This window comes from Eggerthella guodeyinii, assembly GCF_009834925.2.
Classification (GTDB): Bacteria; Actinomycetota; Coriobacteriia; order Coriobacteriales; family Eggerthellaceae; genus Eggerthella; species Eggerthella guodeyinii.
Genome location: NZ_CP063310.1, coordinates 2,377,284 through 2,402,907 on the forward strand (window position 1 = coordinate 2,377,284; position 25,624 = coordinate 2,402,907).

Annotated in this window: 23 protein-coding genes and 5 tRNA genes; 6 read left to right on the top strand and 22 right to left on the bottom strand. The window is 69.2% G+C overall.

Translation table 11 applies throughout. The features are described from left to right. Position 1: 1 nt before the first annotated feature. A complete protein-coding gene (locus GS424_RS10030) occupies positions 2–1,093 on the bottom strand; it encodes a hypothetical protein (RefSeq protein ID WP_160942327.1) in 1,092 nt (363 codons plus the stop codon). Positions 1,094–1,322: 229 nt separating this feature from the next. Between GS424_RS10030 and GS424_RS10035 the strand changes: the two genes are divergently transcribed. Further along, positions 1,323–1,475, top strand: coding sequence for an FmdB family zinc ribbon protein (locus GS424_RS10035; RefSeq protein WP_154332139.1), 153 nt, complete (start codon positions 1,323–1,325; stop codon positions 1,473–1,475). Positions 1,476–1,606: 131 nt separating this feature from the next. On the opposite strand, the gene GS424_RS10040 is transcribed toward GS424_RS10035, so the two are convergent. Then, positions 1,607–1,681, bottom strand: a tRNA-Val gene (locus GS424_RS10040). A 162-nt stretch (positions 1,682–1,843) separates the two neighbouring features. Here GS424_RS10040 and GS424_RS10045 point away from each other — a divergent pair. The 3 genes from GS424_RS10045 to GS424_RS10055 all read left to right on the top strand — a co-directional run bounded on the left by GS424_RS10045 (position 1,844) and on the right by GS424_RS10055 (position 2,185). Beyond that, positions 1,844–1,919, top strand: a tRNA-Gly gene (locus tag GS424_RS10045). Positions 1,920–1,986: 67 nt separating this feature from the next. Continuing rightward, positions 1,987–2,060, top strand: a tRNA-Cys gene (locus tag GS424_RS10050). Between the two features lie 49 nt (positions 2,061–2,109). Then, a tRNA-Gly gene (locus GS424_RS10055) sits at positions 2,110–2,185 on the top strand. A gap of 64 nt (positions 2,186–2,249) precedes the next feature. Here GS424_RS10055 and GS424_RS10060 read toward each other — a convergent pair. The 5 genes from GS424_RS10060 to GS424_RS10080 form a co-directional block, all read right to left on the bottom strand. Continuing rightward, a complete protein-coding gene (locus tag GS424_RS10060) occupies positions 2,250–2,942 on the bottom strand; it encodes an HAD family hydrolase (protein ID WP_160942326.1) in 693 nt (230 codons plus the stop codon). 9 nt (positions 2,943–2,951) lie between these two features. Next, complete coding sequence (locus GS424_RS10065; RefSeq protein ID WP_160942325.1) at positions 2,952–3,857, bottom strand: cation diffusion facilitator family transporter; 906 nt, start codon at positions 3,855–3,857, stop codon at positions 2,952–2,954. Between the two features lie 90 nt (positions 3,858–3,947). Then, positions 3,948–4,035: transfer RNA gene (locus GS424_RS10070), tRNA-Leu, on the bottom strand. Between the two features lie 68 nt (positions 4,036–4,103). Then, the gene (gene secG / locus GS424_RS10075; protein ID WP_160942324.1) at positions 4,104–4,358 is read right to left on the bottom strand and encodes a preprotein translocase subunit SecG; all 255 of its coding nucleotides are present in this window, start codon (positions 4,356–4,358) and stop codon (positions 4,104–4,106) included. Positions 4,359–4,427: 69 nt separating this feature from the next. Beyond that, positions 4,428–5,873 carry an aminotransferase-like domain-containing protein gene (locus GS424_RS10080; protein WP_160942323.1) on the bottom strand — a complete coding sequence of 482 codons (1,446 nt, stop codon included), beginning with the start codon at positions 5,871–5,873 and terminating at the stop codon, positions 4,428–4,430. Between the two features lie 115 nt (positions 5,874–5,988). Between GS424_RS10080 and GS424_RS10085 the strand changes: the two genes are divergently transcribed. Both GS424_RS10085 and GS424_RS10090 read left to right on the top strand, forming a co-directional pair. Further along, complete coding sequence (locus GS424_RS10085) at positions 5,989–6,786, top strand: AzlC family ABC transporter permease (RefSeq protein ID WP_160942322.1); 798 nt, start codon at positions 5,989–5,991, stop codon at positions 6,784–6,786. After that, complete coding sequence (locus GS424_RS10090; protein WP_160942321.1) at positions 6,783–7,112, top strand: branched-chain amino acid transporter permease; 330 nt, start codon at positions 6,783–6,785, stop codon at positions 7,110–7,112. The genes GS424_RS10085 and GS424_RS10090 overlap by 4 nt, the downstream gene beginning before the upstream one ends. Before the next feature lie 51 nt (positions 7,113–7,163). On the opposite strand, the gene gpmI is transcribed toward GS424_RS10090, so the two are convergent. From gpmI to dltB, 15 genes are all read right to left on the bottom strand, one after another. Next, positions 7,164–8,744, bottom strand: coding sequence for a 2,3-bisphosphoglycerate-independent phosphoglycerate mutase (gene gpmI / locus GS424_RS10095; protein ID WP_160942320.1), 1,581 nt, complete (start codon positions 8,742–8,744; stop codon positions 7,164–7,166). Further along, a complete protein-coding gene (gene tpiA, locus GS424_RS10100) occupies positions 8,744–9,511 on the bottom strand; it encodes a triose-phosphate isomerase (RefSeq protein WP_154332146.1) in 768 nt (255 codons plus the stop codon). The genes gpmI and tpiA overlap by 1 nt, the downstream gene beginning before the upstream one ends. Positions 9,512–9,525: 14 nt before the next feature. Beyond that, positions 9,526–10,710, bottom strand: a complete 1,185-nt coding sequence (locus GS424_RS10105) for a phosphoglycerate kinase (RefSeq protein WP_160942319.1) — start codon at positions 10,708–10,710, stop codon at positions 9,526–9,528. A 62-nt stretch (positions 10,711–10,772) separates the two neighbouring features. After that, the gene (gene gap / locus GS424_RS10110; protein WP_154332148.1) at positions 10,773–11,774 is read right to left on the bottom strand and encodes a type I glyceraldehyde-3-phosphate dehydrogenase; all 1,002 of its coding nucleotides are present in this window, start codon (positions 11,772–11,774) and stop codon (positions 10,773–10,775) included. A 219-nt stretch (positions 11,775–11,993) separates the two neighbouring features. Next, entirely contained in the window at positions 11,994–12,926 is a 933-nt protein-coding gene (gene whiA, locus GS424_RS10115) for a DNA-binding protein WhiA (RefSeq protein WP_154332150.1), read from the bottom strand. Further along, positions 12,905–14,029, bottom strand: coding sequence for a gluconeogenesis factor YvcK family protein (locus tag GS424_RS10120; RefSeq protein WP_154332151.1), 1,125 nt, complete (start codon positions 14,027–14,029; stop codon positions 12,905–12,907). The genes whiA and GS424_RS10120 overlap by 22 nt, the downstream gene beginning before the upstream one ends. Positions 14,030–14,039: 10 nt before the next feature. Then, positions 14,040–15,008 carry an RNase adapter RapZ gene (gene rapZ / locus GS424_RS10125; protein ID WP_160942318.1) on the bottom strand — a complete coding sequence of 323 codons (969 nt, stop codon included), beginning with the start codon at positions 15,006–15,008 and terminating at the stop codon, positions 14,040–14,042. A gap of 4 nt (positions 15,009–15,012) precedes the next feature. After that, on the bottom strand, positions 15,013–17,292 hold the full coding sequence (gene uvrC, locus GS424_RS10130) for an excinuclease ABC subunit UvrC (RefSeq protein WP_244977512.1): 2,280 nt from the start codon (positions 17,290–17,292) through the stop codon (positions 15,013–15,015). A gap of 603 nt (positions 17,293–17,895) precedes the next feature. After that, positions 17,896–20,088, bottom strand: coding sequence for an ATP-dependent helicase (locus GS424_RS10135; protein WP_160942317.1), 2,193 nt, complete (start codon positions 20,086–20,088; stop codon positions 17,896–17,898). A gap of 42 nt (positions 20,089–20,130) precedes the next feature. Further along, entirely contained in the window at positions 20,131–21,075 is a 945-nt protein-coding gene (locus GS424_RS10140; RefSeq protein ID WP_160942316.1) for a LysO family transporter, read from the bottom strand. A 66-nt stretch (positions 21,076–21,141) separates the two neighbouring features. After that, the gene (locus GS424_RS10145; protein WP_160942315.1) at positions 21,142–22,734 is read right to left on the bottom strand and encodes a serine hydrolase domain-containing protein; all 1,593 of its coding nucleotides are present in this window, start codon (positions 22,732–22,734) and stop codon (positions 21,142–21,144) included. Next, a complete protein-coding gene (locus tag GS424_RS10150) occupies positions 22,734–22,907 on the bottom strand; it encodes a hypothetical protein (RefSeq protein WP_154332157.1) in 174 nt (57 codons plus the stop codon). Before GS424_RS10150 ends, GS424_RS10145 begins: the two co-directional genes overlap by 1 nt. After that, positions 22,907–24,187, bottom strand: a complete 1,281-nt coding sequence (dltD, locus tag GS424_RS10155; RefSeq protein ID WP_160942314.1) for a D-alanyl-lipoteichoic acid biosynthesis protein DltD — start codon at positions 24,185–24,187, stop codon at positions 22,907–22,909. The genes GS424_RS10150 and dltD overlap by 1 nt, the downstream gene beginning before the upstream one ends. Positions 24,188–24,193: 6 nt before the next feature. After that, positions 24,194–24,448, bottom strand: a complete 255-nt coding sequence (gene dltC / locus GS424_RS10160; protein ID WP_087191596.1) for a D-alanine--poly(phosphoribitol) ligase subunit DltC — start codon at positions 24,446–24,448, stop codon at positions 24,194–24,196. Continuing rightward, the gene (gene dltB / locus GS424_RS10165) at positions 24,441–25,613 is read right to left on the bottom strand and encodes a D-alanyl-lipoteichoic acid biosynthesis protein DltB (protein WP_160942313.1); all 1,173 of its coding nucleotides are present in this window, start codon (positions 25,611–25,613) and stop codon (positions 24,441–24,443) included. Before dltB ends, dltC begins: the two co-directional genes overlap by 8 nt. Positions 25,614–25,624 lie beyond the last annotated feature (11 nt).

The following is a 25,624-nucleotide window of genomic DNA, read 5'->3' on the forward strand; positions in this document are numbered from 1 at the left end:
CTCAGCGCGCCCAGGCGAACATGCCGCGCCGCGTGAGGCGCGACGCGCCCCCGGCGCGCTCGAGGAGGCCCGCCTGCTCCAGCTCGTCGAGCTCGCGGGCGAGCGCCGCGTCGAGCGGCCCGCACGCCGCGGCGAGCTCGTCGGCGGTGAAACCGCCGCCGCAGGCCAGGCGCGTGCGCACGAACAGGCGGGCGCGGGCCGCAGCGTCGAGGGCGGCCGCCTCGGCCACCGTCTCGCGCGCATCGGCGCTGTGCGCGACGTACGCGGCGTAGTCGGACGTGTTGACGTAGGCGACGGAGCCGTAGACGCTGCGGGCGTCGATGCCGAGGCCGACGAGCTGGGCGCCGCGCCCGAGCGCCGTAGCGAACGCCTCGCGATGCGCCGCGTCCCGGGCGAAGCGGCCCACGGCGTACTGCTCGAAGCCGTACGAGGACAGGCGCTCGCACGCCGCTTCGTAGAGGCGCCGCTGGGCCTCCTCGTCGGCGACGCCCTCCTCCGCCGCCAGCAGCGGCTCGAGCGTGAGGTGCGCCGGCTCGATGCCCGCGACCGAGCGGAGGGTGCGCATGAGCGACGCCTCCGTCTGGCCCGGGATGCCGTAGCGCAGCGCCACGTCGACGTTGCCCAGGTGGAAGCGCTCGAGGAACAGCAGCGCGTTCTGCACCTGCACGCTGTCGAAGGGGCGTTGGAGGGCCGCGAGCTCCTCGGGCTGCACGCTGTCGGCCCGCAGGACGACGCGGTTCACCTTGCCCTGGCCCCAGCCCGTGAGCGAGGGCACGCCCACGGTGTGGGGCGCGGCCTCGATGCCCACCTCGCAGCCGTCGGCCACGTCGAACAGCTGCCGCACCTCGCGCAGCAGCGCGCCCAGGGCGTCGGGGCTCATGATGGAGGGGCTCGGCCCGACCACCTTCACCGCACGCACCGTGCAGCCCGCCGCCTCGGGCGCCACCGCGCGCGCCTCGGCCGCGAGCGCGTCGAGGTAGCGCATGCGCGCCTCCCGGTCGCCCACGAGGCAGTGGCCCGTCTGGAAGGGCCGCTCGTCGCTGACGAAGGGGATGTTGATGGAGATGACCGCATCGCGCGAACCGACGTCCATGGCTCCTCGCTTTCCGCCCGCATCCGGGCGCTCGACCGCTTTCGTTTCGCCCCTCATCTTCCCGGTTGCGGGCGCGGCGCACCATACCCTATCCGGGTGAATTGGCGCGAATTCGCGCGCCGGGCCGCGCAAGCGAGCGGACGGGGAACCGTTACGGCGCCGCCACCGCACGCGGGGGCGGCTGCGGTAGGCTGGGGGCGCGAAGGCACCCGACCGGAAGGAGACGACCATGGAATACCAAACCGGCGACAAGCCCGGCGCAGGCCGCTACCGTTGCGAGCACTGCGGCTACGTCGTGCGCATCACGAGCGACGCCGAGGCGCTGCCCGCCTGCCCCAACTGCGGGCACCACGAGTTCAAGAAGCTCGAGGACGAGGACTAGCGCGCACGGGGGCCGCTGCGCCGGCCCCCGCCCCGCGCGCTCTCCCGCCGCCCGGCGCGGCCCTGGTACCACGAGACTGCTGCCGGACAACAAAAAAGAGCCTTCGACTGCGAAGGCTCTTTCAGAATTCATGGTGGGCGATACAAGATTTGAACTTGTGACCCCTACCGTGTCAAGGTAGTGCTCTCCCCCTGAGCTAATCGCCCATGAACGTGCGCTGCGTTGGAAGTTTTCCGCGTCAGCAAGCAGATAGTCTACCAGAAGATCGCTGAGCGTCAAAGACAAATTTCGGAAATATTTTCGTGAACTTTTCCGAAATCAGGGGTTGCGCGGTCGAATCACTTCAAGTATCATATTTCCTCGCCGATGCGGACGTGGCTCAGCTGGTAGAGCACGACCTTGCCAAGGTCGGGGTCGCGGGTTCGAACCCCGTCGTCCGCTCCATCGTCACTACAAGGCCGGTCATACGCAACAGTTTTGACCGGCCTTTTCATGACGACATCGACGAGATGGCGACGTGGCCAAGTGGTAAGGCAGAGGCCTGCAAAGCCTTCACCCCCGGTTCGAATCCGGGCGTCGCCTCCATCCTTCCCTTGCGGGACGGTTGGTTTGAGAACTGAAGAGCGTTACCCATGCGGACGTGGCTCAGCTGGTAGAGCACGACCTTGCCAAGGTCGGGGTCGCGGGTTCGAACCCCGTCGTCCGCTCCATGATCGTACAAGCCCGTCGGTTCGCCGACGGGCTTTTTTCATGCCCCGCTCCGGGTGATGCCGCTTAGAGCAACTCCAAGAGATCGGTGAGCGCCGCCATGCGCTCGTAACCGCAGCCGGCCTCGGCGTCGTGGCGGTCGATGATCACGGGCCGGACGCCTGCCGCGCGGGCCCCGTCGCCGTCGGCGTCGGGCCGGTCGCCCACGTGCACGCACGCCGCGGCTCGCACGCCCATCCGCTCGCAGGCGAGATCGAAGATCACCGGGTTCGGCTTGCGATAGCCCACCACCGCCGAGGACACCACCGTGTCGAAGTACGGCAGCAGCCTCAGGTCGCGCAGGAGCCCCTCCAAGCCCGCATCCCAGTTCGACACCACGCCCAACGCGTACCCGCTCTCCTTGAGCGCTCTCAGGCACTCCACGACGTCGGCGTACAGCTCCCAGGAGCCCGCGCTCCGGTACGCCTCGTGCACGGTCTGCGCCACGCCCTCCGCATCGTGGCCGATGCCGGCGAGATGGCACACGTAGCGGTACTGGTCGAGCCAGATGGCCGTCGAGCCCTCGTGCGAGCACCAGAAATCGCCGTCGCGCAGGTACTCGGCCTCGTAGTACGCGTCCATGGCCGGCATGTGCGGCTCGATGTCGCGCACCGTGCACCCGTGGCCGCGCTCGGCCGCCACGCGCGCGAGCGTCTCGGCCACCGAAGGGCACGGCCGGATGAGCGTGCTGCCCACGTCGAAGAACACCGCCTCGGTCATGCGCGCCCCCTAGTCCTCGTGGCCGTCGTTCGGCTCGATGTGCACGAGCACCTCGATCACGTTGGGGAACCGCCGCATCACGGCCCGCTCCACCCGCTCGGACAGTTCGTGGGCCTCCCCCACCGTCATCTCGGGCGCCACGAGCACGTGCAGGTCGGCGTACACCTCGCCCTCGGTGCCGCGCGTGCGGATGTGGTGGGCGTCCTGCACCCCCGGGACCTCCATGGCCGCGGCGCGCACGTCCGTCTCGGGGATGCGCGCGTGGTCGGACAGGGTGGCCAGCGCGTGCTTGAACACGTCGTAGGCGGTGGCCAGGATGGCCACGGTCACCACGAGGGCCATGATGGGGTCGGCCATGGGGAAGCCGAGCGCGACGGCCGCCAGGCCGATGATGACGCCGATGGACACGAGCGCGTCGGACAGCGTGTGGTTCGCGTCCGCCGCCAGCACCTCGCTCTTGAGCCGCTTCGCGCACCGGCGCTCGTAGGTGGTCACGCCCAGGTTGACGGCCAGCGTGCCCACCATGACCACGAACGACAGCGGGGTGACCTCGGCCGTGTACACGCCCGACGCCAGCTTGCCCACCGCGCTCGACCCCACCTCGAAGGCCGCCAAAAGCAGCAGCACGCCGATGACGAGGCTCGCGTACGTCTCGAACTTCGCATGGCCGTAGGGGTGGCTGTCGTCGGCCGGCCGCGCCGCCAGCGCGATGCCGACGAGGCCCACCACGTTGCCGGCCGAGTCGAACACCGAGTGGATGCCGTCGGCCTGCATGGACGCCGAGCCGCTTATCGCGCCGTAGGCGTACTTGGCGGCGGCCACGGCCAGGTTGAGCACGAGGATGATCCACAGCACGCGCCGTATCGAGCGCATGCGCTCCGATACCGCGTTCTTCGTTGCAAGCGCCTTCGCCACGCTCGCTCCTTTCGCCGACGGCGGTCGCGGCCGCGCGCGAGGAGGCGGCCATATACGAAAAGAGAGCCCGAAGGCTCTCTCGTTTCTCTCTGGTGTCGGAGGCGGGATTTGAACCCGCACACCCTTAAACGGGCACTAGCACCTCAAGCTAGCGTGTCTGCCGTTCCACCACTCCGACGTGTTGCCTGAAACGCAACGCAGGTTATTCTACCCGAACCCCTCTGCGTTGTGAAGGGGCAATTTCCGCTATTTTGAGATCGTGCCGTGCGGGTAGATGATCATGAGCACGATGAGCGACAGCATGAAGACGATCGCGAAGGCGATGGTGATGCGGTCGAGGTTCTTCTCGACGATGCTCGTGCCGGTCTGGGTGGAGTACACCGAGCTGGCGATCATGTCGGAGATGCCCGTGCCCTTGCCGGAATGCAGCAGGATGAATACGATGAGGCCCAAGCCCGAAACGACGAGCAGGATGAGCATGATGATGAGGAGCGGGTTCAAGGTTCGTCTCTCTTCTTTCATTCAAGGTATATCGGTACGCAAGTTGCTAAGTATAGCGAAACGCGCCCGTCAGGGCAAGCGCGGCGCAGCACAAACACAGGAGTCCTCGCCGGCCGCGTCCAGCTCGCGCCTGAGCACCCGCAGGCCGTGCCCGAGGCGGGCGGGCGCGTCCCAGGTGGACAGCGACACGCGCAAAAACGAGCCCGGCGCCTCGCCCGAGACGCGGAACCGGTCGCCGTGGTAGACGCGCACGCCCGCCGCGCGCAGCCGCTCCTCGATCTGGGCCGACGACCCTTCCAGGTCGATGGGCATCCAGCGGAACAGCGGGTAGGGAAACGACGGGGCCGGCGCCTCGGGGAAGATGCGGTCGTACAGCTCGTTCATCTCCACCATGAGCTGGCGCTTGCGGGCCACGATGCCGGCCGCTCCCCCGCTGAGGATGAGCTCGGCCACCACCTCGGCGTCGAGCGAGGACGTCTTGACGTTCACGTTGAACACGGCGTGCGCGATGCGGTCCTTGAAGCGCTCGGAGCAGGCCAGAAACGCGATGCGCAGGCTGTTGGCCAGGGTCTTGGTGGTCTCGGCGATGTGGACGGTGCGATCGGGCAGCAGGTCGATGAAGCGCGGCGTGACGGGCCGTCCCAGCTCGCCGTCGAGGCCCTCCACCGTGCCGCCCAGGTCGTCCTCGATGACCACGAGGTCGCGCCGCTCCGCCACGCGGGCGATGTCCTCGCGCCGCTCGGCGGGCATGTGGACGGTGGTGGGGTTCGCGCAGGTGGGCATCAGGTAGACGCCCCGCACGTCCACCGAGCGGCACAGCGCGTCCAGCGCGTCGGCGCGCATGCCGGCCGCGTCGCCCGCTACGGGGATCAGCTCGATGCCCAAGAGCTTCGCCAGCTCGATGAAGTTCGGGAAGGTGTAGGCGTCCACCGCGATGCGGTCCCCGGCGCGGAACAGCGCGCACAGCGTGACGACGAGCCCGTTCTGCACGCCCGACGTCACCATGACGCAGGCGGGCTCGCTGCGCACGCCCTTCCAGGACAGCCAGCGCCGCCCCGCCTCGATGTGGTGCGGGTAGCCGCAGGGGTTGGAGTAGTCCATGAGCTTCGACAGGTAGCCCCGCTGCGCCACCGCGCGCACGGCCTCGGCCACCATGCCGTCGCACTGGTTGAAGCCCGTGACCATGCCCAGCTCGATGCAGCCCTCGTCGAAGCCGTCGGCCGTGAGCGTGAGGTCGCCCTTGGCGTGCGGCGCGACGAACGTGCCCTTGCCGGTGACGCCGTACACGAGCCCGCGCTCGCGCGCCAGCGCGTAGGCGCGCATGACGGTGGAGGGGTTGAGGTCGAGGAAGTCGGCCAGCTCGCGCTGCGGCGGCAGGCTCACGCCCACGGGCAGCTCGCCCGTGCGGACGGCCTCCTCCAGCATGTCGGCGAGGCACGCGTAGTACGGCTTGCGCAGCTGCGCGCGATCGGGCCTCCAGCTCATGGGGTAGTCGTCGAACGAGTTGAACGGCACGCGAGCCTCCTTTGCCGTGCGCGGGCGCAATTGCATTGCATGCAATTTCGATATTGCATGGTTTTCGCGGCTAGCATAGCATAGCCACCACCGAACGAGCATGACGAGGAGCATCATGGACGAGAACCCGGACGGCGCCGCCTTCGACGGCGCACCCGCCCCCGCCGCCGACGCGGCGCGCACCGCCTCCCGCCGCGCGCGGGCGGCGGCCGCCTTCCCCTTCGCCTTCAAGCAGACGCTGCCCCTCATGGCGGGCTTCGCGTTCTGCGGGCTGTCCTACGGCGTGTACGCCACGTCCATCGGGCTTCCCGCCTGGGCCGCGCCCCTCATGGCCGTGTCCATATTCGCCGGGTCTGCCGAGTTCGTGGTGGCCGACATGCTCACCGCGTCGTTCGCGCCGCTCGCGGTGTTCCTCGTCGTGCTCATGATCAACGCGCGCCACCTGTTCTACGGCATCAGCATGCTGGAGAAGTACCGCGGCGCGGGGCGCCTGCGCGCGTTTCTGCGCTACGGCCTTATCGACGAGACGTTCGCGCTGTGCCAGCCGCTCGAGGTGCCGCACGGCGTCGACCGCTTCTGGACGTACGCCTGGATCACCGGGCTCAACCTCGTGTACTGGGCCGGGTTCGCCGCCGTGGGATCGTACGTGGCCTCGGGGCTCCCGGTGGACCTCACCGGCATCGACTTCATCATGAAGGCGCTGTTCATCGTCATCTTCCTGGATTGCTGGATGGCCGAGGACGACCACCGGGCGTCGCTCGTCGGGCTGGGCGTGGCGCTCGCGTGCCTCGTCGCGTTCGGAAGCGAGGGGTTCCTCGTGCCGGCGCTCGTGTCCATCGTGGCGCTGCTGCTGTTGCTGCGCACGCGGCTCGAAGGCGCGGGGGCGAACGCGGAAGAGGAGGAGACGCGATGAGCGCGGTCGAGATGCTGGTCATGATCGCGGCCGGCGCGCTGGCCACGCAGATCACGCGCTGGGCGTCGTTTCTGGCCTTCCCCACCGCCGAGAAGACGCCGAAGACCGTCACGTACCTGGGAACGGTGCTGCCCGCCGCCATGTGGGGGCTGCTCATCGTGTACTGCTTCCGCACGAGCGACCCGCTGGGCGGCTACCATATGGCGCCCGAGCTGATCGCGGCCGCGGTGGTGGTGGGGCTGCACGCGTGGAAGAGGAACATGTCGCTGTCGATGATCGGCGGCACGCTGATCTACCTGCTGCTGATCCGCACGGTGTTCGCGTAGGGAGCGAGGTGCCCGCAACCTGGGCTGCGGGCACCTCGCATGCAAAGACGGTTACGCCAGCAGGCTCTTGCCCGTCATGGCGGCGGGGGCTTCGAGGCTTACGAGCTCGAGCAGCGTGGGCGCGATGTCGCAGAGCGCGCCCTGCCGATCGTCGAGCACCCGCCCGGTGCCCGCGAAGTCCACGAGCGCGAACGGCACGAGCGCCGTGGTGTGGGCCGTGAACGGCGAGCCGTCCTCGGCGAGCATCTTGTCGGCGTTGCCGTGGTCGGCCGTGATCAGCGCCACGCCGCCCTTGCGCTCGAGCGCCGAGAGCACCTGGGACACGCCGGAGTCTACCGCTTCCACGGCGGCCACGGCGGCCGGGATAACGCCGGTGTGGCCCACCATGTCGGGGTTCGCGAAGTTCACGATGTAGACGTCGGCCTCGTCGGCGTCGATGGCCGCGGCCAGCGTGGCGGCCACGTCGGGCTCGCTCATCTCGGGCTGCAGGTCGTAGGTGGCCACCTTGGGGCTGGGGATGAGCGCGCGCACCTCGGCCGCCTTGGGCTCCTCGCGACCGCCGTTCAGGAAGAACGTCACGTGGGCGTACTTCTCCGTCTCGGCGATGTGGTACTGGCGAAGGCCCGCTTCGGCCAGCACGTCGGCCAGCACGTCGTCGGGGAACTCCTTGGGATACGCCACGGGAGCGGGGATCTCGGGATCGTACTCGGTCAGGCACACGAAGCTCACCTGCGGGTACGCGCCGCGATCGAAGCCGGCGAACGCCGGGTCCACCAGCGCGCGCGTGATCTCGCGGGCGCGGTCGGGGCGGAAGTTGAAGAACACGACCGCGTCGCCCTCGCGCACCCCGCGGCCGGAGAGCGCCGTGGGCGCGACGAACTCGTCGGTGACGTCGGCGGCGTAGGAGGCCGCCATCACCTCGGCGGGCGTCGCGTCCGTGCACGGCTCGGCGGCCACGATAGCGCGCCACGCCTGCTCGACGCGCTCCCAGCGGTTGTCGCGATCCATGGCGTAGTAGCGCCCCGAGATGCTGCCGACTTCGGCGACGCACGCGTCGTCGGCCAGCTCGGCCAGCACGGCCTCGAGCTCTTTGAGGTAGCCCGCGCCGCTCTTCGGCGGCACGTCGCGCCCGTCCATGAAGCAGTGCACCACGATGCGCCCCACGCCGGCCGCCTTCGCGGCGCGCGCGAGCGCGTAGAGGTGCTCGTTGGACGAATGGACGCCGCCGTCGGACACGAGCCCCATGAGGTGCAGCGCCGCGCCCGGCCGCGCGGCCGCCGCGAACGCGTCGTTCAGCACGGGGTTCGCGGCCAGCGAGCCGTCGGCGCAGGCGCGGTTGATGCGGGTGAGCTCCTGGAACACCACGCGCCCCGCGCCGATGTTGAGGTGCCCCACCTCGGAATTGCCCATCTGCCCCTCGGGCAGGCCCACGGCCTCGCCCGACGCTTCGAGCTTCGTCCACGGGCGGGTGGCGAACACCTCGTCGAGGCACGGCGTGCGCGCCTGGGAGATGGCGTTGCCCGGGCCCGGCTCGGCCAGGCCGAAGCCGTCCATGATGACGAGGCACGCGGGAAGCACAAGGCCGCCTGCGGGCGCGGGGGCCTGCGGGCGCGCGTTCGGTTCCTGCGACATTACAGGCACGCCTTGATCAGCTGGACGAACGAGTCGGCCTTGAGGCTGGCGCCGCCGATGAGGCCGCCGTCGATGTTCGGCTGCGCCATGAGGCCCTCGACGTTGCCCGGGTTCATGGAGCCGCCGTACAGCACGCGCATCTCCTCGGAGACGGCCGGACCGTACAGCTCGGCGAGCGTGGCGCGGATGGCGGCGCACACGGCCTCGGCCTGCTCGGGCGTGGCCGTGCGGCCCGTGCCGATGGCCCAGATGGGCTCGTAGGCCACCACGCAGCGCTGCGCGTCCAGGGCGTCCACGCCGGCGAACGCCGCGCGCACCTGCGCCGTGACGTACTCCTCGGTGGTGCCCTCGTCGCGCACGGCCAGCGACTCGCCCACGCACACGATGGCGTACAGGCCGCCCTCGACGAGCGCCTTCACCTTGCGGTTGACGTCCTCGTTCGTCTCGCCGAACAGCTCGCGGCGCTCGGAGTGGCCCACGATGCTGCCCGCGCAGCCGATCTCCTTGATCATGGGCACCGAGATCTCGCCGGTGTAGGCGCCCGAGGGCTCCCAGTACACGTTCTGGGCGTTCACGGCGATCTTGGTCTTGTCGAAGTCGAGCACGGTCTTGGCCGGCTTGAGGTCGACGTAGGGCGGGCAGATGACGATGTCCACGTCCTCGACCCACTCCTTCTCGTAGTTGTTCGAGATCTCCTGCGTGAGCACCACCGCCTCGGCGATGGTGTTGTTCATCTTCCAGTTGCCCGCCATCATGGGTTTGCGCATCGGTTGCATCCTTTCTATCGAAGAGCTTCCACGCCCGGGAGCGCCTCGCCCTGCACCAGCTCCATGGAGGCGCCGCCGCCGGTCGAGATGAACGTCATACGGTCGGCCAGGTCGAACTTGTTGACGGCGGCCACGCTGTCGCCGCCGCCGATGATGGTGTCCGCGTCGGCGTTGGCGGCCACGGCCTCGGCCACGGCCTTCGTGCCGGCTTCGAACGCGGCCATCTCGAACACGCCCATGGGGCCGTTCCAGAACACGGTCTTGGCCTCGGCCACGGCGTCCGCGTAGAGCTTCGCCGTCTCGGGCCCGATATCGAGGCCCATCATATCACCGGGGATGTCATCGACCGAAACCGTGAGCGTTTCGGCATCTTCGGCGAAGCGGTCGGCGCACACGACGTCCACCGGAAGCAGCAGCTGCACGCCGCTGTCTGCGGCCTTGGCGATCATGGCCGCCGCGCGCTCCACCCACTCCTCCTCCTTGAGCGACGTGCCCACGGCCTTGCCCTGCGCCAGCAGGAACGTGAAGCACATCCCGCCGCCGATGATGAGCGTGTCGCATGTGTCCATGAGCGCGTCGATGACCTTGATTTTGTCGGACACCTTCGAGCCGCCGAGGATGGCGGCGAAGGGGCGGCGCGGCTCCTCGAGCATGCCCGAGAGCGTGCCCACCTCGCGCTGCATGAGGTAGCCCGCGTACGCCGGCAGCAGCGCCGCGACGCCGGCCGTGGAGGCATGGGCGCGGTGCGCGGTGCCGAACGCGTCGTTCACGTACAGCTCGCCGAGCGCGGCCAGCTCCTCGCAGAACGCGGGGTCGTTCTTCTTCTCGCGCTTGTCGAAGCGCAGGTTCTCCAGCACGAGCACGTCGCCGTCGCGCAGCGACGCGGCCTTCGCGCGGGCGTCGTCGCCCACCGTGTCGGCGGCGAACACGACGGGCTTGCCCAGCAGCTCCGAGAGCTTCTGGGCGGCGGGGCGCAGCGAGAACGCCTCTTCGTAGCCCTCGCCGGCCGGGCGGCCGAGGTGGCTCATGAGCACGACGCGCGCGCCCTGCGCGACGAGCTTCTCGATGGTGGGCAGCGCGGCGCGGATGCGCGTGTCGTCGGTGACGACGCCGTCCTTCACCGGCACGTTGAAGTCGACGCGCACGAGCGCGCGCTTGCCGTGCGCGTCCAGCTCGTCGATGGTTTTGATGTCGGCCATGGGGCCCTCCTGTCTAAACGCGAAACGAGCCTGCCAAGGCAGGCTCGTTCCAGAGAATGCTGCTAGAGAAGAATCTTGACGAGGTCCTTCACGCGGTTCGAGTAACCCCACTCGTTGTCGTACCAGGAGATGCACTTGACGAAGTTGCCCTCGCCGCCCAGCACCATGGTGAGCCCGCTGTCGAAGATGGAGGAGTGCGGGTTGTCCACGATGTCGATGGAGACGATCGGGTCCTCGGTGTACTCCAGGATGCCCTTGAGCGGGCCCTCGGCGGCGGCCTTCATCGCGGCGTTGATCTCCTCGACGGTGGCGTCCTTCTCGAGCTCCACCGTGAGGTCGACCATCGAGCCGTCCGGCGTGGGAACGCGGGTGGCGAAGCCGTCGAGCTTGCCCTTGAGCTCGGGCAGCACGAGCGACACCGCGCGGGCGGCGCCCGTGGTGGTGGGGATCATCGACATGGCGGCCGCGCGGGCGCGACGCAGGTCCTTGTGGGGAAGGTCGAGGATCTTCTGGTCGTTCGTGTAGGAGTGGATCGTGTTCATGTAGCCGCGCTTGATGCCGAAGTTGTCCATGAGCACCTTCGCGAAGGGGGCCAGGCAGTTCGTCGTGCAGGAAGCGTTCGAGATGATGTTGTGCTCGTCCTTGTTGTACTGGTCGTCGTTCACGCCCATGACGATGGTGATGTCCTCGTTCTTGGCCGGCGCGGAGATGACGACCTTCTTGGCGCCCGCGTCGAGGTGCGCCTTGGCCTTCGTGCCGTCGGTGAAGAAGCCCGTGGACTCGACGACGACGTCGACGCCCAGCTCGCCCCAGGGCAGGTTGGCCGGCTCGCGCTCGGAGAGCACCTTGACCGCATGGCCGTCGGCCACGAAGCCGTCCTCGGTGACCTCGACCGTGTCGAAGGCGCGCCCGTGGATGGAATCGTACTTGAGCAGGTGGGCCATCGTCGGAATGTCGCCGAGGTCGTTCACTGCCACGACCTCGATCTCGGGATCGTTCACCATCGCGCGGAACGCCAGGCGGCCGATGCGACCGAATCCGTTAATGCCTACTTTGATTGCCATGCGTATCCCCTTTCAGATACTCGCATTAGAATTGCAGGAACGTCCCGATCATAGCCGGTATCGCTGCCTCGCGGCAAGCCCTATCTCGCCAGCGTATAAAAAAAGCAACCGAGCAGCCCATTCGCAGAAGTTTCCCACCGCTCGCCGAGGGGCTGTCGCATGACGGCCGCCGATGTCCAAAGGTCCCGCAGGGGGACAGTCCCCATGCCCTGCCCTCCCCTAGCCTTGGACCTCTTTCGCCATCTGCTCGATGCGGCGGACGCGGTGGTAGACGGCCGACTTCGACAGGGGCGGGTTCGCGCGCTCGCCCAGCTCCTTGAGCGTGGCGTCGGGATACGTGACGCGCAGCTTGATGAAGTCCTGCAGCGCGGGCGGCAGGTTCTCCATGCCGTGGGCCTCGAGCACCACGCGGATGGCGTACAGCTGGTCGACCGAGGCGTTCGCGGCCTTGGCCTGGTTCGCGATCTCGGCGTTCGTCATGCGGTTCACGTCGTTGCGCACGCTCTTGATGACGCGCGCGTTCTCCATGGCCAGCGCGCTCTGGTGCGCGCCGGCGAACGCGAGGAACTCGAGGATGGCGCTGCCGCTTTTGAGGTACACCATGTAGGAGCTGCGCCGCTGCATGACGCGCGCGCGGATGCCCTTGCGGTCGAGCAGGTCGACGAGGCCCTCGGCCAGGTCCTCGTTCTCCACGGTGATCTCGAAATGGAAGTCGCCGCGCGGATCGGACACGAAGCCGCTGCCGAGGAACGCGCCGCGCAGATAGGCCGCGCAGCAGCACTGCTTCTCCACGAGGTCGGGTTTGAGACCCAGCTCCAGGCCGCCGTCGGCCGACAGCACGCCCATGTCCGCGAGCGCCGGCGCGAGGCGGGGCTGCGAGGGCACCTCGATGAGGTAGTTCGGCGTCTTGTGCAGCACGCTGCGGCGTACCGTGAGGTTCGTCTCGAGGTGGTACAGCTCGTGCAGCAGCTTGATGATGAGGCGCGCCACGGACGGCACGTCGGTGGCGATCTCGATGCGGTACTTGCCCTGGCCGCTGAAGAACAGCGTGCCCTCGATGCGCACGAGCGCCGCCAGCGTGGCCTTCTCGCAGTGCGAGCACACCGGAGGGACGCGCGCGAGCTCGTCCTTTACCTCCGCCGTGAACGACATAGCTTCAACACCCCCGCAAACGCGTCGCGCAGCGACGCGGGATCGTGCCAGGTAGGATGAATGGGATCGACGAGGTCGCGCGCGATGACCACGGGGCCCTGCGCCTGGATGGCCTTGACGTCCTGGTAGCAGATGCGCACGGGGCGGATGCGGCCCGACAGCACGAGGTCGTCGAGGTCGGCGGTGGAAGCGTGCTCGGAATCGGCGCCGGTCACCGCGGTGAACACGCCCGTGGCAGGGCTGTCGGGGCGCAGCGTGACCGGGGTGTGCACGAGCACGTAGTCCAGCAGCCCGCGCATGCCGTGGTCCATGAGCGCCTCCACGTGCTCGCGCGCGGCGAGGCCCCACGTCTCGCCCTGCATGTCGGCGAGCGAGCACACGAACAGCGTGGAGCCCTTCGACGCGCGGATGGCGTCCACCACGCCGGGCACGAGCAGGTTCGGAATGATGGACGTGAACAGCGACCCCGGGCCCAGCACGATGAGGTCGGCGTCGCGGATGGCGTCGAGCGCCGGCTGGTAGGGGACCACCTCGTGGGCGGAGCGCAGCCCCACGCACTCGAGCGCCGTGCGCGAGTGGCAGGCCACGGCCTGGCCCTCGATGGAGCGGCCGTCGCGCGTGCGGGCCACGAGCGTCACGCGGTCGAGCGTGGAGGGGTACACGTGCCCCCGCGCGTCGAGCAGCCGCTCGCAGATGGAGATGGCCTCGGGAAACGACCCCGCCGCGTCCTCGAGCGCCGACAGCATGAGGTTGCCCAGCGTGTGGTTGCGCGCGAACGAGAAGCGGTACTTGAACGCCTTGGTCAGCGGGTCGTTCGGATTCGCCGCCATGGCGGCGATGCACTTGCGCACGTCGCCGGGGGGCGTGACGTCGGCCTCCTCGCGCAGGATGCCGGTGGAGCCGCCGTCGTCGGCCATGGCCACGACGGCGCTCGTCTCGAGCCCCATGGACAGAAGCGTGCGGATGGACACGGGAGCGCCGGTGCCGCCGCCGATGACGACGACGCGCAGGCGCTCGTCGCGGGCGACGACGGGCTGCGAATCGCGCAGCGCGGCGAACGCGGCCGTGGCCGACGGATCGTGGGTGAACGGGCGGGCAGCCATGGGTCCTCCCCTACCGGCCGGCGGCGGCGCTCGGACGCGCCGAGGCCTCGCCGCCCTCGGCGAGGGAGAGGTCGCGGTGCGCGATGCTCACGCGGTAGCCCTTCGCCTTGAGGTAGTCGGCGGTGGACTCGGCCAGCGCGACGCTGCGGTGCTGGCCGCCCGTGCACCCCACGGCGATGGCCAGCTGCTGCTTGCCCTCGGCCACGTAGCCGGGCATGACGCAGTCGAGCAGCGCGCGCCACCTTTCCTGGAACTCCTCGGTTTCGGGACGGTACAGCACGAAGTCGCGCACCGGCTTGTCGAGGCCCGTGAGGGCGCGCAGCTGGGGCTCGTAGTAGGGGTTCGGCAGGAAGCGCACGTCCATGACGAGGTCGGCGTCGAGCGGCGCGCCGTGCTTGAAGCCGAACGAGTACACGGTGACGGACAGGCCCGCGCGCTCCTCGCCCGGCGCGAACAGCGCGCGGATGGTCGAGCGCAGCTGCGGCGGCAGCATGGACGTGGTGTCGATGACGTGGTGGGCGTTCTCGCGCACCTCGAACAGAAGGTCGCGCTCGCGCTCGATGCCCTGGGCGATGGACGCGCCGTCGGCGCACAGCGGATGGCGGCGGCGGCTGGACTTGTAGCGCGCGACGAGCTTCTCGTCGGCCGCGTCGAGGAACAGGATGCGGTAGTCGATGCCCAGCTCCTTGAGCTTCTTGAGCTCGCCGTCCAGACTCGCGAAGAAATCGCGGTTGCGCGCGTCGCACACCACGGCGAGGCGGCGCTTCTCGTCGGGCTGGCCGGGCATGCCGGTGAGCTCCAGCAGGTTCCCGATCAGGCTGGACGGGAGGTTGTCCACGCAGAAGTAGCCGAGGTCCTCGAACGAGTGCATGGCCTCGGTGCGGCCCGCGCCGCTCATGCCGGTGACGATGACGAGCTCGGGCATGTGCCTCAGGTCGGTGGCCTGGTCTGCCGTCTTGCCTGCGGTTTCTTCGCTCATAGCGCTATCCTTCCGTATCCGTACGCGCACCCTGCACGGCCGCCTCGACGGCTGCGTCCACCACGGCGGACGCGACGGCCGCCGGGCCCTCGCCTGCGGGCGGGCAGGCGGCCTCGTCGGCCTCGCCTCCCACGACGCGCTCGTCTTTCCGATCCCTATTATACTGCTGCACCACGCGATACAGCTCCTCGGCCACCTCTTCGGGCACGACGCGCGCCTCCTTGATCTCCTCGAGCGTGGCCGCCTTGAGGTTCCTGAACGACTTGAAGTGCTTGAGCAGCGCCTTCTTGCGCACGGGGCCCATGCCCGTCACGTCGTCGAGGATGGAGGCCGTCATGCCCTTGCCGCGCAGCTCGCGGTGGAACGTGATGGCGAAGCGGTGCGCCTCGTCGCGGACCTGCTTCACGAGGTAGAGCGACGCCGAGCCGCTGGGCAGAACAACGGGGCCCGTGTCCTGCCACGGCACGAACAGCTCCTCGTCGCGCTTGGCCAGGCCGCACATCGCGATGTCGTCGATGCCCATCCGATCGAACATCTCGAGCGCCGCCGACAGCTGCGGCTTGCCGCCGTCGAGGATGATGAGGTCGGGTTTGCTGCCGAAGCGCTCGTCGGCCATGCGCTCGGGCGCGTAGCGGCGGCTCATGACCTCCTGCATGGACAGGAAGTCGTTCGCCTCGTCGAGCGGCGTCTTGATCTTGAAGCGGCGGTACTGGTTCTTGTCGGGCTTGCCGTTCGTGAACACCACCATCGAGGCCACCGTGTAGGAGCCGTGGATGGTGGAGATGTCGAAGCACTCGATGCGCATGGGCGCCTCGTCGAGGGCGAGCGCGCTCTCCAGCTGCAAAAGCGCGTTGTTGATGCGCTTGTCGTCGTAGTTCGTGCGCACCTTGTAGCGCATGAGCGTGTGCTTCGCGTTCGTCTCGGCCATGCCCACGAGCTCGGCCTTCTCGCCCTTCTGCGGCGCGGTGATGCGCACCTTCGCGCCGTGGGGGCTGGCCAGCTTCTCGGTGAGCCATTCCTCCATGGCGGCTTTGTCCTCGGGCTCGTCGCGCAGGATGACCTCGTGCGGGATGGACGTGGTGGCGTCGTAGTAGCGCAGCAGGAACATGTGCAAGAGGTCGTCGTCGGGGACGTCCTTGCCGCGATCGAGCACGAACTCGTTGGAGTTGATGATGCGGCCCTCGCGCACCATGAACACGTGCACGCCCGCCACCGTCTCCTCGCGGAACAGGCCCACGACGTCGGCGTCGAGGTTGCGCGTGGACACCGCGTGCTGCTTGTCGGTGAGGCTGTTGATGGTGTCGATGCGCGCCTTGATGCGCGCGGCGCGCTCGAAGTCGAGCTCGGCGGCGGCGGCCTGCATCTCCTCGGTCAGCTCGTCGATGAACTCGCGGTGCTGGCCCGACAGGAAGCGCTCGATGCGCTTGACGTTGACCTGGTACTCCTCGGGCGTGATGCCGCCGCAGCACGCGCCGGGGCCGAGGCCCACGTGCGCGTCGAAGCACGGGCGCGCGTCGTGCGCCGCCGATGCGAGCGGGTCCTTCTCCAGGCGGCGCTTGAGCTGGCGCCAGTCGGCGCACGACGTGGCGCACAGCGGCACGACGCGGCGGGCGATGTCCACCATGTCGCGGGCGGCGCGGCTGTCGGTGTAGGGGCCGAAGTACTTCGTGTCGGGGCGGTGCTTCTCGCGCGTGTACTTGATGGCGGGGAACACGTCGCCCTTCGTGAGCGCGATGAAGGGGTAGGACTTGTCGTCCTTGAAGTCGGCGTTGAAGAACGGGGCGTGCTGGTTGATGAGGTTCTTCTCCAGCACGAGCGACTCGTGCTCGTTCTCCACCACGAGGTAGTCGAAGCTGTCGATCTGGTCCACCAGCAGGGGAATCTTGGCGCGCTCGTCCTGGAAGTTCACGTACTGGCGCATGCGGGCGCGCAGCTGCTTGGCCTTGCCCACGTAGATGACCTGGCCGGACTTGTCCTTCCACAGGTACACGCCCGGCAGCGCGGGCACGCTGTCGAGCTCGCGCTTGATGCGTTCGAGCTTGGCGCGCTGGCCGGTTTCGGCGCGCGCGGCGTCGGCGTCGTGCTCGCGCGCGGCGCGGTTGAGCGCGGGACGGCGGCGGCCCTCGCGCTCGAGGCGCTCGTCGTCGCGCAGGCGCCCCGCGTCGAGCGAGGCGTCGCCCGTCAGGCGCTCCACGCCGCCCGCGTCGGGCGTGCCGAGGCCGTCGTCGGAGCCGAACGGGCCGGCACCGTCGAGGTCGTTGATGTTGTCGTTGAGATCGTCCATGCCGTCAGTATAGCAAACCGCACAAGCGTTCCCCTGAGCGCGCCCCCGCTCCACGCGGTTTGCAAAAGGAAGCGGGTCGTGCACGAGGCAGCTGTCGCATCCGATACGCACCTCGGCTGCCTTGCATGCCGAGGAGAACAGTCGACCGGACACGGAATCGACCGGTTTCTGCACAAAAACAGGCGACGTGCGAAACCTCCCGGGGCCACGATGCGCGCCCGCCGATGCGCCTCGCGGAAACCCCCAGGTCAGAGAAGTGAGAATTTTCGAAACATGCGCGACGCCCTGAAACCCAACTTCGTAGGGAGCGCCAAGAGCCTCCGGGTTCGCACGTCGCCTGTTTTTGTGCAAAAAAGCGCGTAATAGGTGCCGGAGGTGAAAAGGAGTTCGCCAAGGTGCTTCCGGCCGTCGATGCGGAGCGCCCCCGCACGTCGCACACTTGATACGCGTACAAATGTTTCACGTGAAACACCTCGCAACAGCTGTGCGACGAATGACCGCGCGGCGGGCAGACCGGCAATCGCCGGGTGGGCGGGCACTCGGCGGGCGGGCGACGGGCGGACGGCTGCGCACAGGACGCGGGACACGACCGGGCGCGCCTCGTCAGGCTTCTTCCAGCTTGGCTTTGAACGAGATGGTCCGGGGCGTGTCCACCCCGTCGAACTCCACCTCGTAGGCGCGCTTCTCGGTGTCGACGGCAGCCACGCGCCCGACGCCGAACACCGCGTGGGCCACGCGGTCGCCCGCGGAAAAGCGCGCGTCGCGGACGAGGTCGGCGATCCAACGGTCGGTCAGCGCGTAGGCGGCGCGCGCATCCTCGATCCGCCGCTCGTCGGGCTTGTTCGAGAACTCGAGCGCCGCCGGGTCGATGTCCAGCAGGAAGCGGGAGGGGTAGCGCGGCGCGCCCTCGTGCGAGCGCCCCTCCGCCTCGGTGAGGTACAGCCCGTCGCGCGCCCGCGTCATGGCCACGAACGCCAGCCGGCGCTCCTCCTCCATGCCCTGCGGCGTGCTCGTCTTGCGCGACGGGAGCACGCCCTCGCTCATCGAGCAGAGGAACACGTGCGCGAACTCGAGGCCCTTCGCCGCGTGGACGGTCATGAGCCGCACCTTGTCCTGCGCGTCGTCCATCGCGTCGGCGTTCGTGAGCAGGGCCACGTGCGCCAGGTAGTGCTCGAGGGTCACCTCCTCCCCGCACGTCGATTCGAACTCGTAGATCGACTGCTTCAGCTCGGCCAGGTTGTCGAGACGCTCCTGGCTGCCCTCGGTGCGCAGCGCGCGCTCGTAGCCGCTTTCCGACAGCACGGCCGGCGGCACCTCGGACACGGGGCGCCCCTCGTACGACGAGCGGAAGCGGTCGACCAGCTGCAGGAGCTGCCGCGCCTTCGTGCGCTTGAACAGCTCGTCGTCCGCCGAGCGCGCGAGCGCCTCGAGCAGGCTGCATCCCCACTCGTCGGCCTTCTCGCGCAGGAAGGCCATGCGCCGCTGCCCCAGGTTGCGCTTGGGTGTGTTCGCCACGCGCGCGAAGTCCAGGTCGTCCTGGTAGGCGACGAGCCGCAGGTACGACAGCGCGTCCTTGATCTCGCGCCGGCCGAAGAACGGCACGCCGCTGTACACCGCATGGGGCACCTCGGCGCGCAGCAGCGCCTCCTCCACCGGCCGCGACGCGTAATGGGCGCGGTAGAGCACCGCCATGTCGCGGTACGCCACGCCTTCGCCGTGCAGCGCGAGGACGCCCTGGGCGATCCACGCGGCCTCGTCGGACGAGCTCTTGGCATGATGCCACACCGTGGGCCCGTGGGCCGCGCGCGCGGCGACGAGCCTCTTCGGCATGCGCTCGCGGTTCTTCTCGATCAGCGAGTTCGCGACGGCCACCACGCGCGGCGCCGAGCGGTAATTCTCCAGCATCATGACGGTGCGCGTGCCCGGGAACGTGCGGTCGAAGTCCAGCAGGTAGCGCACGTCCGCGCCGCGCCAGGTGTAGATGGTCTGGTCGGGGTCGCCCACCACGAACAGGTTCTTATGGTATCCGGCCAGCACCTCCATGAGCTCGTGCTGCAGGCCGTCGATGTCCTGGAACTCGTCGACCATGATGTACTCGAGCCGCTTCTGCCACTTCGACCGGATGTCGGGGTTCTGCTCGAAGAGGTACAGCACGAACACGATGAGGTCGTTGTAGTCCAACCCGAAGCACTTCTTCTCCTGGTAGAGGTAGCCGTAGAAGATGACGTCCGACGCGTCCGTCGCATCGAGGTACTTCTGCCGCAGGCCTTCGAGCGGCATGGCCAGCATGTCGCGGTAGTAGTCCGGGCGCTCCTTCAGCTTCATGATCTCGATCATGTCGCGCGCCTTCGAGAACGTCATGTCGCGCAGCGTGAGCCCGCGCTCTTCGTAGACGACCTGCAGCATGGCGTCCACGTCGGCGTTGTCCAGCACGAGGAAGCTCTTCGGGTACTGGACGGCGTGGCAGTCCTCCTGCAGCACCGACACGCAGAAGCCGTGGAACGTGTTGATGTAGCCGGTGTCGCTGTCGCCCGTCAGCCGGCGGATGCGGCGGCGCATCTCGTTCGCCGCCTTGTTCGTGAACGTGGCGCACAGGATGGTGCCCGGCATGATGCCCAGGTCGTTCACCAGGTAGGCGAAGCGCTCGGCGAGCGCCCGCGTCTTGCCCGTGCCGGCGCCGGCGATCACGCGCACGTACCCCTCGGTCGCCTCGACGGCCTCGCGCTGGGCCGCGTTCAAAGGCGGCCTGCCGCCTCCCCCGTCGCCCGCTGGGAAGTCTCCTGGTTTTTCGATCATTTGTTCCATACGATCAGTGTACCAGAAAACGCACAGATGTTCCTACATAAATTGGTGGAACGCCTCGATCAGCACGGGGACCAGCGCGGAGCAGATGACGCCGTTGAGCACCGAGAGCACCACGGTCTCGCCGTTCGTGCAGCGGATGAGCATGGGCAGCGTGGTGTCCTCGCTCGTGGCGCCGGCGGGCGCGATGCACGTGGGGTAGTTGAGGTGCTTCGCGATCCAGGGGATGCTGAAGAACGACACGAGCTCGCGCAGCAGGTTCGCCAGAAACGTGATGCTGCCCACCTGGGCGCCGGCGATGTCGGTCATCATGACGCCCGCAAGGCTGTACCACCCCAGGCCCGACGCCACGGCCGCGCCCGTGGGCAGCGACACGCCCGCAAGCGGCGCGCACGCGAGGCCGCCCAGCACCGAGCCGATCACGATGCCCGCCGGGACGATGAGCACGCGCACGTGGTACTGGCGCAGCTTGCCCAGCAGGCCGCGGCTGCCGCCCACGCTGATGCCCACGAAGAACATGAGCGCGTAGAGGACGGATTCGGAATGGCCGGCCACGAAGTCGATCGGCGCGATCGGCACGCCCGCCAGCCCGTACGCCGCGCCGAGCACGAGCGCGCCCACCGCCACGCCGATCATCGCGGCCTCGCCGCGCGCGCCCGCCCCGCCCTCGGCGCCGTCCTGCGCGGCGGCCACGCGCGGGCCGGCCGGGCGGCGGGCGATGTCGGACATGAACAGGCTCGTCAGCACGTACACGGCGATCGTCGAGAACGCCACCGGCACGAGGCAGAACAGGACGCTGGCCCACCCCACGGTGCCGAGCTCCTCCAGAAACGAGTCGCGCCCGGCCAGCAGCACGCCCATCGAGAAGATGAGCAGCCCGGTGGCCGCGAGCGTCAGCTTCTCGTTCAGCCCTTTGAGCCGCGCGGGGAACACCGTCGCCCCCACGAGCACCCCTGCAACCATGACGACCAGTATCTCCACGACATCCCTTCCCGCCGTGCGCATGGCGAGAGCCTGCGCTGCGATCCCATCGGTGAAGGAGCTATCTTACCGCAAGTTCGCGGGCGGCGCAGCGTTTCGCGCCAGCGCGGCCCACGCGAGCTTCGCCGCCCCCGCGACGACGAGCAGCGCGGCGCACAGGACGAGCACGAGCGCCGCGTCGGGGGCGAACGCGAGCAGGTCGCGCCAGGGCGTGCCCCACGACGAGGGCAGCGCGAGGAGGGCGGCGGGCAGCGCCGCGTGCAGCGCGAGCCCCTGCGCGAGCAGGCGGCGGCGCGGCACCGCGGCCAGCCGCCGCGGCCAGCGGCCTATCAGCAGCAGCGGGGCGGCGCAGGCCAGCACCGCGCACGCGTACAGCACGTCGGTGCGCTGGCGCCACAGCGCGGTCCACTGCGCGTCCACCGGCGCGGGCACGCCGCCCACCGCCGCGGTCACCACGCCGCTGACCAGGTCGAAGAATCGGCTGTTGCCGCCGGCGTTGTCGTTGGCGTCCGCCAGCACCACCACGCCGATGCCGCGCTCGGGCAGCAGGCACATGCTGGCCACGTAGTTCTCCACCTGGCCGTCATGGGACAGCACGAGCTCGCCGTCGTCCCAGCAGAACGACGTCCATCCCATGCCGTAGTACGTGTCGCCCTCCGGATCGGGCACGCGGTCGAAGAACATGCGCCGCACGCTGTCGGACGACAGCACGCGCCCGCCGTCGTCGGCCGCGCCGCCGTTCAGGTACATGCGCAGGTAGCCGGCCATGTCCTGCACGCTGGACGCCACGTAGCCCGACGCGGGGCCGCCCCATGCGTCGTCGCCCTGCGCGTGCCGGAACCCGTCGGCCAGATGGAGGCCGAACCAGTCGCGGTGCCCCGGCGCCATGCCGAGCGCCTCGGCGCGAACGGGATCGGCCGTCGAAGCGGTCATCCCGAGCGGGCCCAGCACGTGCTCGTCGAGGTAGCGCGCGTACGGCTCGCCCGACGCGCCCTCGACGACCCGCCCGAGCAGGTCGTAGTTCGCGTTCGCGTACGAGAACGAGCCGAACGTGTCGCCCAGCTGCCCGTCGGCGGCCTCCGAGAGCGAATCGTGGGAGCCGAACCCGCTCGTCTGGTTGAGCAGGCTGCGCACCGTCACCTCGTCGGGCACGTCGTAGCCCTGCGCGTAGCGGGCGGCGGGGGCGTCGAGGTCCACCGCCCCCTGCTCGACCAGCTGCATGACGGCCACGGCCGTGAACGACTTGCTGAGCGAGCCCACGACGAACGGCGCGTCGGCGCCGGGGCAGTCGCCGAGCGTGGCGAGGTAGCGCACGCCGTCGGCGTCGACCACGGCGACCGCCGCCCCGGGCATGCCCACCTGCGGGAAGTTCGCGGACAGGTAGGCGTCCAGGCGCGCGGCGAGGTCCTCCCCCGTCGGCTCGAGCCCTGCGGGCGCGGCGCCGTCCGCGTCCTCGGGCCCCTCCTCGTCGTCGGCGGGGCCTTCGTCCGCCGTCGCCGCCGTTTCGGCGGCGAAGCCCTCGTCATCCGCCGTATCCGCCTCGGCCCCGCACGATGCCAGCGGCAGCGCGCACGCCAGCGCGAGCGCCGCCGCGGCAAGCGCCCGCGCAACCCGTCCCGCGCGCGACGCGCGCGCCCGCCTGTCGTCGTCGCGAGCCATCAGAAGCTGCTGTACACGAACTGCACCGGCCCGTTCAGCCCCGAGAACACGAGGAACCACGCGAGCAGCACGACCATCGCCGCCGTCGCCAGCGCCGCGAGCGCGCCGAGCACCCGGGGCCGCGCCTCCACCGCGGCGCGCACCGCGGCCGCCGCCCGCATCGCTCGCGCCATCACGAGGCCGCCTCCCCCGCGCCCGCCAGCGACGCGCCCGCGTTGCCCGCCGCGTCGAGGCCCTCGGCCGCGCCGAACGAGCCGCCGCCGAGGAAGGCGTCGTCGCGATCGTGCACGAAGTCGTAGAACGCCTGCTCGATGCGCACCCAGCCGCGCCACCCGGGATGCACGGTGTCGCAGAGGAAGTACTTCTCGTACTCGCAGGTGGAGAAGTCGGCGTAGGCCGCGCCCGCCGCGTCGGCGATGCCGCGCACGCGCTCGTAGTACGCTTGCCGCTCGTCGGCGGAGACGCCCTCGCGATCGTACCAGGCGCCGTGCACCGGCAGGATGACCACGAGCGGCTCGATCCCCGTCTCGCGGCACACCTGGAGGAAGCACGCGAGGTCGGCGTACTCCTCGTCGGCCTGCGAGAAGGTCTGGCCGCGCTCGGCGTCGTAGCCGGAGTTCTTCTGCCAGTACGCGTCGTAGACGCCGTAATCGTTCGTGGTGCAGGCGGCGTCGCCCGACGCGTCGGCTTCCTCGAGCAGCGCGTCCCAGTCGGGCTCGCCGGTGGGCTCGCCCGCGGCGCGCACGGCGCTCTTGAGCGGCGCCTGGCTCACCACGCTCGGCAGCTCGGAGCGCAACCGCAGGTCGTCGGCCGCCGCGCGCACCGCGTCGTTCACCGCGTCGAGCGGCGTGTCGCGATGCGCCGACGCCGTGGTCTTCGCGTCCACGCCCAGCTGCTCCACGCGCGAGCGCACGTAGGCCTTCGTCTCGTCCGAGATGCTCGGGTTGTCCGCGAACTGGCGGTACAGTGCGTAGGAGAACTTCGAGGCGAACTTGCCCTGGTCGCCGTTGCCCTTGAAGAACCACTGGGGCGACACGACGATCATCGCCTTTTTGTTCTTCACCTGGCTGCCGTACGCACCCGCGGCGATGGCCTGCCACAGGCTCTGGTCGTATGCCTCGCCGACGTAGGTGAGGTCGACGCCCGTCACGTTCTCGCCGAGCACCTGCTGCGGGCACTGCGCCACCTTGTCCTTCGAGATGTAGAATTCCGACGACCCGAACGCCAGGTAGCCGTCCTCGCTCATGGTGGCCAGCGTGAACGCCGTGCTCTCGGACTTCGTGCCCGAGTACACGTAGTCGTACAGGCGCGCGGGGTCGTGCGCGGTCTGCGCGGGCAGCAGGGCGTTCGCGCCCGCCAGCACGAGCGCCGCCGCCAGCAGCCCCGCCAGCACCGCGCGCAGAAGGCGCATGCCCGACGGAGCCGCGCCCGGGGTGTCCGACCGGTTCGCCACGGTCGCCTACAGCCTGATCTCCACCTGGTGGATGATGAGGTTCACCGTGTTCATCTCGGCGCGCTCCACCTCGGTGGGGGCGATGAACACGCCGAACTCGTCCTCGATGTCCACGAGCAGCTCGATGGCGCCCATCGAGTCGAGCAGCCCGAGCGCGAACAGGTCCTCGTCGCGGCGCACGCGCACCTCGTCGTCGCCGCACACCTCCTCGAGGATGTCGAGCATCTTCCCCTCGAGCTCCTCGTGCGTCGTATCAGCCATGGAACGCTCCTTTCACGAGCATCGTGATCTGCCCCGAGAACAGCGCGAACCCGAACATCACCAGCTGCAGCGTGACGAACCAGGACAGCGCCTTGAACGCGGGGGCTTTCCTATGCGCCTTGTAGAACTTCGACTTCTTCTGGAACGCCTCGGTGCCGGCCAGCAGCAGGCCGTGGAACAGGCCGTACAGCAGGTAGTCCGCCGTGAGGCCGTGCCAGGCGCCCATGAGGGCCATGTCGAACACGAAGCCCCAGCACGCGACAGCCAGCCGGCTGTCGAACCAGCGGCGCTTCAGCGCCAGCCGCGAGAAGCGCATGAACACGAAGTCGCGCAGCCAGAACGAAAGGGTGATGTTCCACCGGTTCCAGAAGTCCTTGATGTCGACGGAGGCGAACGGGGCGCGGAAGTTGCGCGGCGTCCTGATGCCGAAGCAGTAGCTGGCTCCCATGGCCATGAGGCTGTAGCCCGCGAAGTCGAAGAACAGGTACAGCCCGTACACGTACGCCGTCTGCACCTGCGCGCCCAGCTCGGCCAGAAACGGGCCCGAGCCCCAGGCCGCCGGCGCGTAGAACCGATGCAGCCACGCGGCCACGACGAAGGTGTACACGAGCCCGACCAGCAAAAGCAGGATGCCGCGCGCCAAGAGGCCCGCGTACTCGTCGCGCGAGCGCACCGTCCGCGCATCCTCGGCGAACCGGCGCGACCGGTCGATGGGGCCCGAGGTGAACACCGGGAAGAACAGGAGGAAGTACAGGTAGTCGAACAGGCCGAGCTCCTCGATGATGCCGTCGCGCACCTCGAACAGCACCTGCAGCGCCTTGAACGTGATGTAGGACACGCCCATGAAGCCCAGCAGGTTCTGGTCGAACACCGCGCCGACCTTCGCCGAGAGAAGCGGCGCGAGGATGAGCGCGAACGCGACGGCGAAGCGCTTGTTCGAGCGCGGGCTCGCCAGCACCCAGCGCGTCGAGAGCACGGCCACCGCCACGAAGCACAGCGCCACGGCCAGCCCGGGCAGGTCCTTGCAGAACAGGCACGCGAGGAACGCCACCGAAGCGGCCATGCCGTAGCGCGCGAGCGGCTTCTCGCGCAGGCCGAGGAAGGCGGCGCCCGCCACGGCCAGCGCCAGCAGCGCGAAGAAGCTCGGATCGGCGTAGAACGTCATCGATGCTCGCC